Below are 15,373 nucleotides of genomic sequence, written 5' to 3'. Positions count from 1 at the left end.
GATGACTCATTTAGAATTCGCATTCGGCTTGCTTCCATTAAGTATTTTGATCGCTTCATTAAGCGTCACATTGTTTGTACAAAAGGTTTATTTCATGCCAGTTGTGAGCTTTATCATTTTGCTCATTCTGACATTTACACTTTTTAATGTCTCTTTCTTTGGCTGGGCTGTTGTTTACACTTTAGGCTCATTCATTACTTCATATATAGCATTATTCATTATGAAAATTTTAAATAAAAAGAGATCATAAACTACATTCGAAAAACCCTAGAAAGGGCTTTTCATCTTTCACTATCGTTTTTTCACTGGATGAATGTCCTCTCCCAAAAAGGCGGTATTCGGATCTCCACTATTTTCTAGAATTTCAGCAATTTCTTGCAGCTCTTTATTGATACGGTCATTCCTTGGCATATCTGGGTTTAACAGAAGGTTGGAGTGAATAACAGTAGCTGTTTCATACAAGACATGTTGATCTTTTATCTGTTGAATGCACTGTTTCATGCGCAAGAAAAACCATGCGATCTCTTCAATGTCTTCCATCGGATAATGCGCCATTTTGAAGAGATTCTGCTGACGAAGGTCTCCTCTCTCAAAAATGTGTTCAAGCTCTTCTTTACTGATATATAAATCCGAAGCTTCCTCCTCAATCTCTACTACTTCGACCATCACATCTTCAGCTGTATATAACTTCTCAACAAATTCATCGAAAGTATCTGCCAGCTTAAAATCTACTTCCAGCTCTAAATCGAAATAGTGAATAGGAGGATGTTCCTTCGTTTCTCGATAATCCATGGCGATCCATGTATCTTCTTCCCCGCTGATGAAAATAAGTCCCTCTGGCAGCTCCAATTCATCACTTAACTGAACACTATTCATAATTCCATCATCTTTAGCGATTCCTCTTAGATGGTCGAATTGAACATGATCCTCTGCCCATGAATTCGGCCTTTCGGTTGGAAAAGCATTACAAACTGTAAAACCACCATTCCATTCTAAAATGAGCTTTTATATGTTTCAGGTAAAGTGACACCAAGTCTCGCCTCTGCTTCACGAATTTTTTCCTCATCTATCTTTTCTAATGTGAAAGGACTCTCTTCTTCTTTCTCCCAGAATGATTTCAAAGTGGTGCCTCCTCGTATTTATTGAGATAAGTATAACATTGACCAACTGTTCATATGCTCATTCTACTTCATAAAAAAACAGACCCATAAAGTCTGTTTTAATCTTGTCTATACGTTTTCAGAAGTTGTATTTCGATCAATCATAGTCGTGTTTCGATTTGATTTTTGTTCCTCCATTGTTGTATTCCGAATTGATTTCGTTTCAATGATTTTTAAAGTTTCTGCTGTTGAAACACTTAACAATACAATGGATAAAATGATTAGTAATTTTTTAATAATCATACAGACACTCTCCTTTTTGAATATCATTTTGAGCCTTAAGAGCCTTTCTGTAATATTCGGCAGCTTTTTCAAAGTCCCCTTTTTTTTCATAAAATAACCCGACACTTTGAGCAAATGCTTCCACATAGACATGTAGTTTCTTTTCTTCAAAAACATCAAACACTTCTTTCAAAGCTTGTTCATTAGTATCCATATAAATAGCTTTTAATGCTTTAAATAACAAGCCACTTAGCGAATCATTTACCTTTGAGGAATATATAAGTCCATCTTCAACGAGCATATCCGCTTCATCAGTTTGATTAGACTTGTACAACGACCAACACAAACTAAATAGAGTGATTGGCCTTATGTCACTTTTTTCCGAAGAAATAACATCTAACACTTCTTTATAATGCTTTATTGCCTCTGTATACTTTGATTGCCTATCATATGTATTACCAATATTTAATAATGTTTTTGCTACTAAACGTTGATCGTTTGCGCACACAGCTATTGAATAAGCGGTCTTTAAATGTTGCAACGATTTTTCATATCTCATGAAATCATCATAATTTCCTGCAATGACAATTAGACTTTGAATTTGGCGAACTTTATACTGCTCATGTTCTTTATAAATATCTAGCGCCTTTATGATGTGATGCATAGACACATGCGTTTGTTTCATAATATAGTAGGCTTCAGCCACCTTGAAGTGAAACTCCGCTTGCTCAATATCATCGACAACCAGTGCAAGCTGCCTTTCAGCGATCTTGTAATATTGAATAGCCTGTACATATTCTTTCTTACTAAATTCATGCATTCCTCTAAAAAAAGCATTGTAATATTGCAACATACCGGAAAGTTGATGATTAGAATTCTCAATTTTATCAACCAATTCAGAAACAGAAGGCGATCGTTTTTCTGACGGTTTAATATAATCGAGCATAAGCTGATGGCGAAAACACATCAATTGATAATAAATGAGCAGATCTTGATCCTCTTCCATTCGTTCAATTTCTCGTTCGACCTCAGCTTTCAAAATCTCTGCATCAGGTACACTGAATTGCCGAATCATTTTATACCATTCATTGATTTTCACACCTACATGTGAAGAAAGAACTATCTCCATCCCTTATCCCCCTTCCACTGAACTCCCTTATATGACATTTATTATCACATACAAGAATTTACAAAGCACCGAAAAGAAACCGCAAAAAGAACAAATATAGCCTTAGTAAACCTTTGGAACATTTTCATTCTCATCACAAAACAAAAAGGCAGACTCATTTCAGTCTGCCTTCATCTTCTAGATTTTCATGAGAACACCTTTTGTCTTCAGGTAATTTGCATTGAATCATTTAACCACTCTTCACAATGTTCAATAAGCCTCCTCATATATTCCACATATTGACCGACATGATAGCCATCACAAACAGCATGATGGACTTGAATCGCAACTGGCAAGATGATTTTTCCTTCTTTCATCTTAAATTGACCTAACGTAAATATTGGTAGTAAATAAGCTGCATCTGTAGATACATTAAGGTTAAAAGAAGTAAAATCAATCCACGGCAGACTTGAAATATTGAACATGTTTTCTGGCATATGAGGTTTCGGAAATAGGTTGTTACTTTTGCTGTAAGTGTCCATGTCCGCTACACAGTTTTTATAAAACCGAGCAAAGTTTTCGTCATAAGGCGTCCAAATACTTGAAAACGTCTTTGTTTCTTTATTTAAAATCGTATAACTAGGATGGAGAATCTCCCAGTTACCAAGTGCACCGTTCACTTGATCCATCCGAAATTCCGGTATTTTTTGCACAGCTCTTGCTAACAAATAAATTTGCACAGGATATACTTTTAGCCTTTTTTCTTTTAATATTGCATACAATTTTGTGATGTCTAGATCGATCACCAGACTATATGTGCATCGGGTTACCGTCATATAATGATGAAAGTGCTTTTTTCTCGGATAATTTTCATCTATTTGTTTAAACATTTTTTATCTCCTCCTGAATGTTATTTCATGTATTCAGGAGGAGACTTTATCTGTTTTCACCACCACAATCATCCTTTCAACCGGTAGGTTATGTTTCTGTCTACCACTACTCTAAGTTATAACGTTTTCATTCAATGGCTACCATAAGCTTTGCCTACGATAAAGCCTTCAGCAACTCTTCTTAAGTGATTTTGACTAATTTATTCTTTGTTAGTCATGTCTTTTCGTAATTAATATGTATATTGTACCATTCTATCCAATAACAAATAACCTATTTACTTCATTTATTTACAAATGATAACATTATTTAGAGAAGGAAGAATATTTCTAACAACTAAAACAATTATTGAATTATTAATTAAGTTGAAAGATTAATCTAAAAAATATTCCAAAGCAGGAGCTTATTATGGGAAAATCAAGTACTTCCAAAGGTTTAATATTATCAATGGTTGCAGGAATTTCTGTTTTTATACTCTCACCTTTTGCAGAAGCAAATGCATCTAAAGCTTTTGAGAAAGAACAGTTCTATTCTTATTCATTTGTAAAATCTTCTTTTGATCAAGCAAAAGAGCCTACAATAGATGAGATAACACAGTATTGGAATTTAAATGACGTAGAAACAGAAAAGTTCAAAAAAGCAATTAAAGGAGCTCAATCAAAAACAAATGGAGAAGCTATTACACACGGTAAATTCACATGGGCTATAAAAGCAATAAAAGAAGCTTATGATCAATTACCTACAAAACTGAAAGTAATGATAGGCGGTGTTACAGGGTTAGAAACAATTCTAATAACTATTGAGCATTATACAGGCACTCTTGAACATGGTATTTATTTAGGTGCTCTTAAAGTTACTGGAAGTGAAAATGCAGCATGGTGGGTTGCTAAAACCATAATGTTGTTCGTTTTTTAAAATGTACTAAAACATACCTAAATGCTGAAACAAAAAGGAGGTTCTTGGTTAATGACACAGGAAAATAAAGCATCCAAAAGTTTGTTAATTACTTTACCCATCGCTATTATAGCTGTTGTCTTGATTTTAGGGAAAATTGATACACCTGTAACAAATATTTTATTTTATGTAGTAGCTTTCGGTGTAATGGGTTTAACTGTTTCAAGCTTAGTAAAAGACTACAAAAAAAAGAAAGATTGATTCTGTGCAGGGAGCCACTTTATGTAGCTCCCTGTTTAAGAAAAACAGGTCGACGAACCACCACATATAAAAAATTTATTGTTAAATGGTGCACCTGTAAAAGCAATGAGTGAAAGACTAGGATACAAAAGTATAAAAGTAACGCTTCAAACATATGCTCATGTACTACCTTCAACAAGCCAACAGATAGCTGATCAAATGGACGTCATTTTAAATTAACCACACTATATTTTCAGTGTGGTTTTTATTTTGGTAATGTTACCTTTTTGGTTTTAAAAATACAAAACCACTCTCGATTATCTCGAGAGTGGCTCTGTATCAACATCTATGATTCCGACTGGGCTCGAACCAGCGACCTCTATCCTGTCAAGATGAATGGTCTTATCCAAAGCAAACGTAAGTTCTCTGAAAAAGACTGATTTAATAAGATTCTATGATGAGCCTTTCTGATTAAAAATTTTCATTTCTGAACAAAACTGAAAGGGTTGGTCCCCAATCCGTCTCCATAAAAAACAGACCATGCAGGGTCTGTTTTCATTTTGCCTATACGTTTTGAGAAGTTGTGTTTCGATCGATCATAGTCGTGTTTCGATCGATTTTTTGTATTTGTATCGATGTTGTGTTTCGATCAGTTGCAATAGTGTACACTCCTGCAGCTGCAACCACAGTAAGAGCAATCATCGTAAAACCCTTCTTAAAACTCATACAAACAATCCCCTCTCTGAATTTTGAGTTGTGTTTCTAATACCTTTTGATAAGCAGCTGTTGCTTCTTCAAATTGACCTTTTTTCCCATACTCATCTGCATACACTATATAGCATGCCTCAGCGTAAGCGAAAAGCTGTTTCTGCTCGAAATACTGAAACACCTCGGCCAGCTGCTCCTCATTTATATTATTAACATAAACCGCTTCTAAGAAGTTAAATAGATTTTCATAAAGCTTATTAGGGGCTTCCTCAAGTATATTAGTTCCTTGTTTTAAAGATGCTTCTCCTTCTTTAAGTCTTCCTGCTTTAAATTGCGTACAGCTAATCGCAAAATACAATTTGATAAGAAGCTCAGAATCATCATTTGCCTTTTGAATAGCCTTCTCAAAATAATTGATAGCCTCATCCCATTGACCGTCTCTATCAAATGTATGGCCAATATTCAAAAAGGCTTTAGTTAGGATTTTTTGATCACCAATTTCCTCTGCTATTTTAATTGCATTCTTTAGATGAGGAATTGATTTATCGTGTCGAGCCAAATCATCATAATTTCCTGCTATGACAAACAAACATTGAATTTTTCTTACTTTATACAGATCATATTGATCGTAGATTTCCAGAGCTTTTAAAATATGATGCATGGAAACATGGGTTTGTTTCATAATATAGTAGGCTTCAGCCACCTTGAAGTGAAACTCGGCTTGTTCAATATCATCTATAACTAGCGTAAGATGTTTCTCCGCCATTTTATAGTATTGGATAGCCTGTACATATTCTTTTATACTGAACTCGTACATCCCACGAAAAAAAGCGTTGTAATACTGCAGCATGCCGGATAATTTATGATTTGAGTTTTCTATTTTATCAACTAAGTCTGCAATAGATAAAGAGCGCTGCTCTGAGGGTTTAATATAATCAAGCATAAGCTGATGACGAAAGCACATCAATTGATAGTAAATCAGTAAATCCTGGTCTTCTTCCATTCGTTCAATTTCTCGTTCGACCTCAGCTTTCAAAATCTCTGCATCAGGTACACTGAATTGCCGAATCATTTTATACCATTCATTGATTTTCACACCTACATGTGAAGAATGAACTTTCTCCATCCCCTTACTCCCCTTCTACAATATTTCCTTATATTACATTTATTATGACATACAAAAATTTACAAGACACCGAAAAGAAACCGCAAAAAGAACCATTGTACATCAATAAACCTTTGGCACATGTCTTTATCCTCACAAAACAAAAAGGCAGACTCATTTCAGTCTGCTTTCATCTTCTAGATTTCCATGAGAATACCTTTTGTCTGCAGGTAATTTGCATTGAATCTAGCCTTTTTTCTTTTAATATTGCATACAATTTTGTGATGTCTAGATTGATCACCAAGCTATATGAGCATCGGGTTACCGTCATATAATGAGGAAAGTGCTCTTTTCATGGATAACTTTCGACTATCTGTTTAAACATTTTATATCTCCTCCTGAATGTGATTTACTGTATTCAGGAGGAAGCTTTATCTGTTTTTACCACCACAATCATCCTTTCAAAAGATATATCATGTTTCTGTCTATTCAAAGTCTACCATGAGCTTTGCCTACGTTAAAGCCTGCAGCAACTCTTCGTAAGTCATCTTGCCCAACGTGAATTTTTCTAGTGCTATATATGTTTTCTCCGCTGAGGTATTCATTCTATTATGACATTCATTCACTAACTCATGTTCATTTGGTAATGGTTCATGTATATGTTCTTTTTTTCGAAATGCTTCATAGTATCTTATACCAAATATTCTCTGGGACATCGCATTGAAGTGAATTCCATCCGGGTTAGGTATAAGACCTTTCGCAGTAACATAATAACAATTTTCATGATCATGTGCATATTTTTGTAGTTCCTCATTGACCAGTTGATATTCCACACATCCTGCGCCAAATGCTGTCTTTCCTAAGAAATCGCCCAAACCACCTATCACAAGCGGAATGTTAGGTACAGATAATTCAGTTCTCAGTTCATGAAATAATCTTCGTATTTTTTCATCGTATTCTTTGTATTTCCCATCTTGGCTGTCACTTTCTCCTTGATGCCATAATATCCCTGCCAATTCGCTATCTTCCCTTGCAAATTTAGCTTCATTTATTGCATGACGAAATAATGCCCCATCTCGTGACCACTCATCAATGGTACTGCCACCTTCGGCACATGGGATAAGACCAATCTTCTCTCTCTCATGATCTTTACACCAAGCCTCCGCAAAAGAAGCCGCTAGTCCTACGCCAGCTACCGGTCTATCAAAATGAACGGGTTCAGTCATCATTTGCCATCTACCGTTTCGCAGCATCATGATTCTATCATTATAAATCGGAGGCACTTCATGCTTAAAGCCGCGCCCCGCCATATTTGATTGTCCAATTAGTAAAAATGACTTCATATTTTTCTCCCCCTCTCTTTATTTTTCATATTTTCCTATTTTTGTTGAAAGAATAGTAAACAGCAATTACTTAGGGTAAGATCCTGATGCATCTATCAATCAGGTGGATCGACTATGGATCAATCCACTTAAACCATTTTAACAAGAAGAAATCTCTTGCCCATGTTGTCATATTGGCTTACGTTAAACTTGTGCAAAAAACATATTCATGTATAATACAATTTATGTATCATACATGAATTGTAGGAGGGTGACCTTTTTGAAAAGAGAAGATGCCTTAAAACTAAGATCAGATATTAAGAAAATGATTATAATAACTGGGGTTTTTGAATCTCAAAATTTGCCCAATGGACCATTTGAAAAACCTCTACCAACCTCTCAAATGATGGCGTTAGAGGAACTAGAGATGGAAAAATTAACTGTTTGGCAACTATCCAATAAACTTAGATTAGAGACTTCAACTGTAAGTAGATTGGTAGATAAGTTAGTAAAAAAGGGACTTGTTTATCGTGAAGTAAATGAAAAAAACAGAAGAGAACTTTTTCTGCACCTCACAGAAAAAGGTCACATTACTGTTAATCGCTTAAGAGAACAATCCCTTACATTTTATCAACGTATCCTCAGTAATTTATCAGAATCAGAACAAAAAATAGTTGTGGATGGTTTTGAATTATTTATTGATTCTATTTCTAAGTCTTTTGATTAGAGTGAGGTAAATCATACCCTTTGGAGGATAAAATGAGTTTGGATTTTGAACGTCCTATTATTGAACTAAAAGAGAAATTTGATGAATTAAAGAAAATGATGAAAGAACATAATGTAGATTTATCATCAGAAATTCAAGAATTAGAAAAACGTTTAAATAAAATGCAAGATGAAATTTATTCTAATCTTACACCTTTTCAACGAGTTCAAATTGCAAGGCTACGTAACCGGCCCACGACATTGGATTATATACCTTTATTGTTTACAAACTTTTTCGAACTTCATGGTGATCGATTATATGGTGATGATAAAGCAATGATAGGTGGTATTGCAAAATTTAAAGGAATGCCCGTTACGGTTATTGGTCATCAAAGAGGGAGAAGTACAAAGGAAAATATAGAAAGAAATTTTGGAATGTCACATCCAGAAGGATATAGAAAAGCGCTAAGACTGATGAAACAAGCTGATAAATTTAATCGCCCTATTATTACATTTATTGATACAATTGGCGCCTATCCAGGCAAAGGGTCTGAAGAACGTGGAATTTCTGAAGCGATAGCTCGAAATCTATTGGAAATGGCTACACTTAAAGTGCCAATTGTTTGTATTGTAATTGGAGAGGCATCAAGTGGTGGAGCTCTTGGCATTAGTGTCGGTAACCATATCCATATGTTAGAGTATTCATGGTACTCGGTCATTTCGCCAGAAGGAGCAGCATCTATCCTATGGAAGGACGCTAAGTATGCTCCAGAAGCTGCTGAACATATGAAAATTTCAGCAAAAGATTTAAAGCATTTAGGAATTATTGATGAAATCATTCCTGAAATTAAGGGTGGAGCACAAAATGATATAAAATCACAGGCAAAATTGATTGAATCTGTGATTGAATCATCTCTAAAAAAATTGATACGATTATCCTCGGAAGAGCTTATACAACAGCGATATGAAAAGTATAGACAAATAGAGAATTATAAATGAAAATATTTAAAATCCGTATCGGATTATCTTCCATCAATACTTTTTCTGAAGGTTCTCAAATCCTCCTCATAAAAAACAGACCATGCAGGGTCTGTTTTCATTTTGCCTATATGTTTTGAGATTCTCCATCTCTCAATCGCTGCGCCATATCTAAAGCAAAATATGTCAAAATACCATCGCATCCGGCGCGTTTGAACGCCATTAATGATTCTTCAATTACAACATTTGCATCAAGCCAGCCATTCTGAATAGCTGCCATCAACATTGAATATTCTCCACTAACCTGGTAGGCAAAAGTAGGAACTTTAAATTCAGATTTCATACGTAAAATTCCATCTTGCCCATGAGTGGTGTAAGGATCTAATGCAACATCACCGATTAATCCCAGTTCCGGAAATGCCCTCTTAAGCTCGCGGGCAGCCCGACAAATCAAATTATCCGGATTTGTCGCCTCACTCCCATCAGCATCTTTTTTTCTGGATCGATAACAGGAAATAGCGCAACTGCTGGAATTCCCAATTCTACTGCCTGTCCCACGTGCTCAATAAGACGATCTAGTCCGACTCGCAACTGCCCTGGCAGCGAAACAATTTCTTCCTCTCCCGGTTGTTCCCGAACAAAAACTGGCCAAATAAAATCATCAGCCGACAATCGATTTTCGGCGACCAATCTGCGGCTCCAGTCATTGTTTCGATTTCTTCTCATCCGAATGGACGGAAAACTCTCCATCGATATCATCTCCTACTGTTTTTTACCTAGTGGTTTTATTATTGCTCAATTATATACCGACTTTAAACAAAAATCCCGATTTTCGGCTGGAATTAACTTTCTCCTGTCGATATAGTACCTTTAATTGCTGACTTAAACCTTAACAGACGTAACGATCCACTTTGCAGAACACTTTCATCGTTTTGGTCCTAAGAATACTTAGAAACAACCTGATGGATAAAAACTGAACAAATATTCATTACCCACAAAACAAAAAAACCCTTGCTAGGCAAGGGTTTAAACGATGATTCCGACTGGGCTCAAACCAGCGACCTCTACCCTGTCAAGGTGAATGACCTCATCCGAAGCAAACAGACCTTCCCTGAAAAAGACTGATTTAATAAGGTTCTATGATGAGCCTTTCTGATAAAAAATGTGCATTTCTGAAGAAAACTGAAAGGGTTCGTCCCCAATCCGTCCCCATAAAAAAACAGACCCTTAAAGGTCTGTTTTTAATTTAATATATCTAATGAGAAACCTTATCTGCACATAACTTTGTAGTTCAGCTCTTGCTTTAATCGTGCTGTCCATCCTCTGTCATTTTATTGGTTACACCTTGAGAAATCCCCTCGTGTAAATTATTATCACGTTTCAACTCCTTTCTCCAACACTTAATCAAATAGTGGTAACAATCATTAAGACGCTTATCAACATTTGGCCCTTCAATGATTTTGACTTCCATCTCAAATCACCTCCTGCAAGATTACGCAGCATTAACTGTCCCTATATAAAAAGAAAACGAGTTCACAAGTAGATATAAAAAAGACCTGACTGAGTTTCAGCCAGGTTCATGAAGGGGTCAATCTGATTATTATTATAATTTAAATGGAATCACAAAATGAACATTTGTTCTTATTTTTCGCATTTTAATTAACTTGAAACATACTATATAAAATTATGTTTGTTGTTCTATTACTACTCTTCTTCAAGAATACGTTCAATCTCTTCTTTTTCCCTTTGATTTAATAATATAAAATGTCCTAAATTATCTATAAAATTTGGATAAAGTAGTTCCTTATGGTTTAACCTAATAACTCTATTTTCAGTTGAAAGTCTAAGGTGTTGCAAATTTATTGGAGCAGGATTTCTTAAGAAATTCAAAAGCTTTTCAGATGTAATTTCCCCTTTATAGTCTTTCATCTTAAAAACATACTCTTTTTCTCCTAACATAATCCTTAATGGATTCCTATCTAAGAACCTTTTAAAAGATGAGTAATCAACAATATGGGTGTCGTTAATAAATATTGGTTCTCCTAGCATTGCAGTAGTTAGCACGACTTTATAAACCTTTTCACAAACCCAATCGTTTGAAATCCCCATTTTTGTTTTAACTAAATCCATATGATTCTTATAAAAATCAGCAATTCGCGACAATTGTTCTACTGCACTTTTTTCATTATTTTTTTTGCCCAATCGTTCATTTGGTCCTATTAGCTTCAATTGTAAATTATAGTAATCTTTTAGTGAAGTGGATTGACTAAACGCCTTAGCCTCTATAAGAAAAAGATTATTTTCTAATGTGAATGCTGCATCACACTGATACTCTTCTCCTTTATCCATTATTTTTATCATTGATGCTTTTAAACCTACCTTTTTTAAGTCAGCTAGTACGTCATTTTCAAATCCCGCTCCCTTAAACGAGACATCAGAACCATTTTTTGTCAATAAAGAAATGATCGATAAAGAAGGGTCTATAACACTTGAAATTGATGGAATAACACCTAAAGAATCTGAATGTTCTATAAATGGGCAATCTAACAGATCCCTCGAATCTTTACTAAAAGTAAGTTTATTAATAATAGACTCACTATTTTCTTCTGATATCCCTTTTGAAGAAAACAATCTAATCCACTCTGATTTTTGTTTATAAATAATCCAATTATTTAAATTAGTTGGTGGTACTACTCGTTTACTTAGCCTTTCATTCAACTCTTTTTTTGCTTCCATTATGATTAAAGTATAGGCTCGAATCCACTCAGCAATAGTTATATCTAAACATTTTATATTCATAATTCGGATGTTTAGATATTCACTTAATGCAATTGAAGAATACACTTCCTCTTTAGACAAGTATTCTTGTGGAGCTAATTTTATTGAATCGGGATTGATTGGCCTTTCAATCACTAATTTATTAAAACCCATAAACCACTTAATTTTTTGACTATCAAATCGTATTTTTGCTGTTTCAACACCCTTTAAAAATTGTTCATTATCCAAATTTATTTTAAATTGATTGTTTTGCTCAGTAATACTCGCTCCAGTAAAACGCCATATTTGTTCCACATTTAATAAAGCTGAAAACTTGTCAAATAGTTCAATGTGATTTCCAGCTAATTTAATATCACTCATTTTTAAAGTTTCCAGTTTATCTAAATCACCATTTTCATATAACAAAAATTTATATATATTACTGGCATACTCGACTATACTATCGCCAACATTAGATAATACTTGTTTGTATTTTTTGGTATTATAATGTCGTTTGTAGTAATCGAAATAACCAAAATCAGGATATACTTGTTCTTTACCTACTTTTTCCTCCTCAATAATTGAACCTAATAGCATTTCCACAGAAATAATAAATGAGGCTAACCTTCTATTGGCTTTCAACTTATCTAAATTTCTTAACTTTCTCTCGGAATTAAATTCTTGAAAAACATTTTTTAAAGTGTCTATATTATTTTTAAAATGTTTAATAGTCGTTTTATCATTACTTTCACTAAAGTGTATTTCAATTTCTGTTATAACTTGACTAAAAAAATCATTGTTTACATCATTTATATTATAGGGATTAAAGCAAATTCCAGAGATTCTTAAAACCTCTAGAGTTTTCTCTAGTGAATGATTTTTCATGAAATTTCGAATAAATAATAAAAAGCCATCTTGTTTTTTCGATAGATTTTCTATTTCATAGAAGTCCCAAAATAACATTGAACACACTCCAAACTCTTAATATTTCAAATTTACAGAAAGTTGAAGATGAAAAACCTAATAATAAAATTCGTCTCTTTAATATTTATATTCATACTAGTGAAAGTTGAGTATAATTCAGTAGATCTATCACCAACGTGTTTTTTACATCAATACCCATTATATCCTTTAAGAATGATGATTTCATCTAATTTCAAATTTTTTATATTAGCACTTCCCAACATATTATCTGCCCGCCTCAAGAATTACTTGATGGTAAAAACCGTATACTCACCAATCTGTTTTTAAAATGAGATTTTTTATATGTATCTGGCAAAGTGACTCCAAGTTTTTTTCAGCTTTAGTTATTTCTGCTTCGTTGTCTTTTTTAACGTATAGTAACTTTCCTCGTCTATTTCCCAAAACGATTTCACCAAAAATAACTCTAATATTTAGAAATTTATTAAAAGTAGAATAAGTCTGAGTAGATATGGAATCGTAATACTTGTATTACTAATCAAACTATAGGAGGAATATAAAATATGGCACCAAAAATTAGTGCTGCCACCTCAGTAAGAGGTGTTGTGGCTTATCAAGATGATCAGGACAGTTCTGTTTTTCATTACTATCCGCAAAATGCTGTATGTAAACTAAATGAAAATCTTGCTGAATTTAATGTGACATACTGGGGGATAGGTGAAGCTTATTATGCAAGAGTAGGCGAAAAATACTTTGACAGCATTGGTGCGACTCTTTCTGGAAAAGCAACCATCGACCTTACAAGTGAACAAAGGACTCAAATTATTGATCAAATAAAGAAAGATTATGAAATTGCTGATCCAAAATTACAACCAATATTATTAACTGATGTTCGCGTAAAACCCTATTTCGAAAAAGCGCTTATGATCGAAGGAGGGGACAAAAACTTCCCAGATACAATTCAATTTGGTACAGCGTTTCATTATCAACTCGGATGTCCACAAAATTCAGTATTTGCCTCTTATGTAGCAACAGAATCTGAATCAGGAATTAATCCAAATCCTTCTTTTGCTATAACTATGGAGGCTAAAGCTGAATTTCTAGGCGATCCTTGGATTGTTAAAGCATCAGCTGATCTTAGCCAAGTCTGGAGTTATATTAAACAAAAGTTTTCAGGTAGAGGAAGCGTCGGTTGGTTTACAGTAGCAAGCTTAGATTTCCAACAAACCATAATAGAAATGGAAAGAGATAAAATTTTGAAATTGGAGTTTACAGAAGGCTCCCTAGATACAGAAACATACGGACGACAAATTTTCGAACTTGGAAAAACACTATTCACATCACTTGATACACAAGGAGATTTTTTTAAATTCGAACCGGTTCCAAACATTGAAGAAGTGAATGTTACTGGCGTTTTCAGTTGGGGTTGGAATGTTTCAATCAATGCTTCATATATGACGATAGACATTAAACAAAACATACACTTTGAACAAACAATTTCCTATACGGGTAGGTTTAAATTAGATATCCCGGCATCAATGACATTAGCTGTCAATTGTAATGAACAAACAGCAATGTACTTTAAGGATCTAGCTGTAACAAATCAGCCTTGTATTACACAAAAGAAGATAGATACACTACAAGCACGGCTAAAAATTGAAGCAGAGAGACAAGAGCGATTAATAAAAAAATTACAAGAATCTTATGTAACAGGTGCAATCGATGACGAAGGGTTTAGAAAAAGATACAGAATTATCACTGGCAAAGATCCGATGCCTAGTTTGATGACTATAAAAAGTCAGTCAATTCATGGAATAACCTACTCTGAAGCACTTGTTGGTATTGACTCCCTAGAAACATAAAATATGCTTGTAAATTTTAACATCATTAAATACTAAAGAGCTTGGGATTCCCTCAAGCTCTTTTGCTCGTAACCAGCTTAAACCCAAAATTTTTGAGTAAGCTTAGCTTCTCCCCACTCTTTATCCTCGTACTAGTTTTCTTTCATCGTTTGGAGCTTATCGAAGAAAAATTCAATGGAATTATCCGCAATAACTTCTTGGTAACCAATTACTCTGTCCTACGTATCTAGCAATAATGCAAAGTATTCAACATCCTCTATTACAACAAGTCTTTTGGTTAAGTTATAGTGTTCTTAAAATTCGTTGGTATATTCAACAACTGATGTGTCTCCAAAATCATAGCCTAGAATATCAATTCCATAAACTCCACCAGAACTACCTTTCCTCAGAAACCATTTAGATTTTGTACTATTTTAGAGATTCTGTCCTCTTCAATTTTAGTTTAGCCATATTTTCTTTATCCAATCGCCCGAATACAGAACTAAAAGGGCTACTTCCAAATC

Annotated in this window: 16 protein-coding genes and 3 pseudogenes; 6 read left to right on the top strand and 13 right to left on the bottom strand. The window is 34.3% G+C overall.

All coding sequences use genetic code 11. The annotated features are described in order from the left end of the window. The first annotated feature begins 1 nt into the window (after position 1). On the top strand, positions 2-250 hold the full coding sequence (locus NST57_RS06590; RefSeq protein WP_341298284.1) for a DUF2651 family protein: 249 nt from the start codon (positions 2-4) through the stop codon (positions 248-250). Positions 251-291: 41 nt separating this feature from the next. On the opposite strand, the pseudogene NST57_RS06585 reads toward NST57_RS06590, so the two are convergent. The 4 genes and pseudogenes from NST57_RS06585 to catA form a co-directional block, all read right to left on the bottom strand. Next, a pseudogene (locus NST57_RS06585) lies at positions 292-1,121 on the bottom strand (SMI1/KNR4 family protein). 108 nt (positions 1,122-1,229) lie between these two features. Next, on the bottom strand, positions 1,230-1,403 hold the full coding sequence (locus NST57_RS06580) for a hypothetical protein (RefSeq protein WP_012009624.1): 174 nt from the start codon (positions 1,401-1,403) through the stop codon (positions 1,230-1,232). Beyond that, positions 1,393-2,511 (bottom strand): response regulator aspartate phosphatase, encoded by a 1,119-nt coding sequence (locus NST57_RS06575; RefSeq protein ID WP_341298283.1) that lies wholly within the window; start codon positions 2,509-2,511, stop codon positions 1,393-1,395. Before NST57_RS06575 ends, NST57_RS06580 begins: the two co-directional genes overlap by 11 nt. Positions 2,512-2,717: 206 nt before the next feature. Then, positions 2,718-3,380 carry a type A chloramphenicol O-acetyltransferase gene (gene catA, locus NST57_RS06570; RefSeq protein WP_341298282.1) on the bottom strand — a complete coding sequence of 221 codons (663 nt, stop codon included), beginning with the start codon at positions 3,378-3,380 and terminating at the stop codon, positions 2,718-2,720. 406 nt (positions 3,381-3,786) lie between these two features. Here catA and NST57_RS06565 point away from each other — a divergent pair, with 406 nt between their 5' ends. Further along, positions 3,787-4,293, top strand: a complete 507-nt coding sequence (locus NST57_RS06565; RefSeq protein WP_341298281.1) for a hypothetical protein — start codon at positions 3,787-3,789, stop codon at positions 4,291-4,293. Between the two features lie 51 nt (positions 4,294-4,344). Then, positions 4,345-4,533, top strand: coding sequence for a hypothetical protein (locus NST57_RS06560; protein WP_045035248.1), 189 nt, complete (start codon positions 4,345-4,347; stop codon positions 4,531-4,533). Between the two features lie 543 nt (positions 4,534-5,076). Here NST57_RS06560 and NST57_RS06555 read toward each other — a convergent pair. The 4 genes and pseudogenes from NST57_RS06555 to NST57_RS06540 form a co-directional block, all read right to left on the bottom strand. Next, positions 5,077-5,238, bottom strand: coding sequence for a RapH phosphatase inhibitor (locus NST57_RS06555; RefSeq protein ID WP_142154801.1), 162 nt, complete (start codon positions 5,236-5,238; stop codon positions 5,077-5,079). Next, entirely contained in the window at positions 5,228-6,346 is a 1,119-nt protein-coding gene (locus NST57_RS06550; protein WP_341298280.1) for a Rap family tetratricopeptide repeat protein, read from the bottom strand. Before NST57_RS06550 ends, NST57_RS06555 begins: the two co-directional genes overlap by 11 nt. A 226-nt stretch (positions 6,347-6,572) precedes the next feature. Continuing rightward, positions 6,573-6,710, bottom strand: a pseudogene (locus tag NST57_RS06545) (CatA-like O-acetyltransferase); the annotation flags it as partial. A gap of 127 nt (positions 6,711-6,837) precedes the next feature. Continuing rightward, a complete protein-coding gene (locus tag NST57_RS06540) occupies positions 6,838-7,668 on the bottom strand; it encodes a sialate O-acetylesterase (protein WP_142154800.1) in 831 nt (276 codons plus the stop codon). Between the two features lie 259 nt (positions 7,669-7,927). Here NST57_RS06540 and NST57_RS06535 point away from each other — a divergent pair, with 259 nt between their 5' ends. Further along, positions 7,928-8,374: a MarR family winged helix-turn-helix transcriptional regulator gene (locus NST57_RS06535; protein WP_046527485.1), complete on the top strand. Its 447-nt coding sequence runs from the start codon at positions 7,928-7,930 to the stop codon at positions 8,372-8,374. 32 nt (positions 8,375-8,406) lie between these two features. After that, positions 8,407-9,351, top strand: coding sequence for an acetyl-CoA carboxylase carboxyltransferase subunit alpha (locus NST57_RS06530; RefSeq protein WP_341298279.1), 945 nt, complete (start codon positions 8,407-8,409; stop codon positions 9,349-9,351). Positions 9,352-9,457: 106 nt separating this feature from the next. Here the strand turns inward: NST57_RS06530 and NST57_RS06525 are convergent, their stop codons facing one another. From NST57_RS06525 to NST57_RS20345, 5 genes and pseudogenes are all read right to left on the bottom strand, one after another. Next, on the bottom strand, positions 9,458-9,673 hold the full coding sequence (locus NST57_RS06525; protein WP_341299193.1) for a hypothetical protein: 216 nt from the start codon (positions 9,671-9,673) through the stop codon (positions 9,458-9,460). A 107-nt stretch (positions 9,674-9,780) separates the two neighbouring features. Next, a complete protein-coding gene (locus NST57_RS06515) occupies positions 9,781-10,080 on the bottom strand; it encodes a hypothetical protein (protein WP_341298278.1) in 300 nt (99 codons plus the stop codon). A gap of 553 nt (positions 10,081-10,633) precedes the next feature. Next, complete coding sequence (locus tag NST57_RS06510) at positions 10,634-10,801, bottom strand: hypothetical protein (protein ID WP_341298277.1); 168 nt, start codon at positions 10,799-10,801, stop codon at positions 10,634-10,636. Positions 10,802-11,034: 233 nt separating this feature from the next. After that, positions 11,035-13,050, bottom strand: a complete 2,016-nt coding sequence (locus tag NST57_RS06505) for a hypothetical protein (RefSeq protein WP_341298276.1) — start codon at positions 13,048-13,050, stop codon at positions 11,035-11,037. Positions 13,051-13,345: 295 nt separating this feature from the next. Beyond that, a pseudogene (locus NST57_RS20345) lies at positions 13,346-13,463 on the bottom strand (SMI1/KNR4 family protein); the annotation flags it as partial. 108 nt (positions 13,464-13,571) lie between these two features. Between NST57_RS20345 and NST57_RS06500 the strand changes: the two are divergent. Further along, positions 13,572-14,870: a hypothetical protein gene (locus NST57_RS06500; RefSeq protein ID WP_335356329.1), complete on the top strand. Its 1,299-nt coding sequence runs from the start codon at positions 13,572-13,574 to the stop codon at positions 14,868-14,870. Positions 14,871-15,373 lie beyond the last annotated feature (503 nt).

The sequence above is a fragment of the Bacillus sp. FSL M8-0077 genome, from assembly GCF_038050255.1.
Taxonomy (GTDB): Bacteria; Bacillota; Bacilli; order Bacillales; family Bacillaceae; genus Bacillus; species Bacillus altitudinis.
The sequence above is the reverse complement of the archived record's forward strand: the minus strand, read 5'-3'. Positions and strand labels throughout refer to the sequence as shown.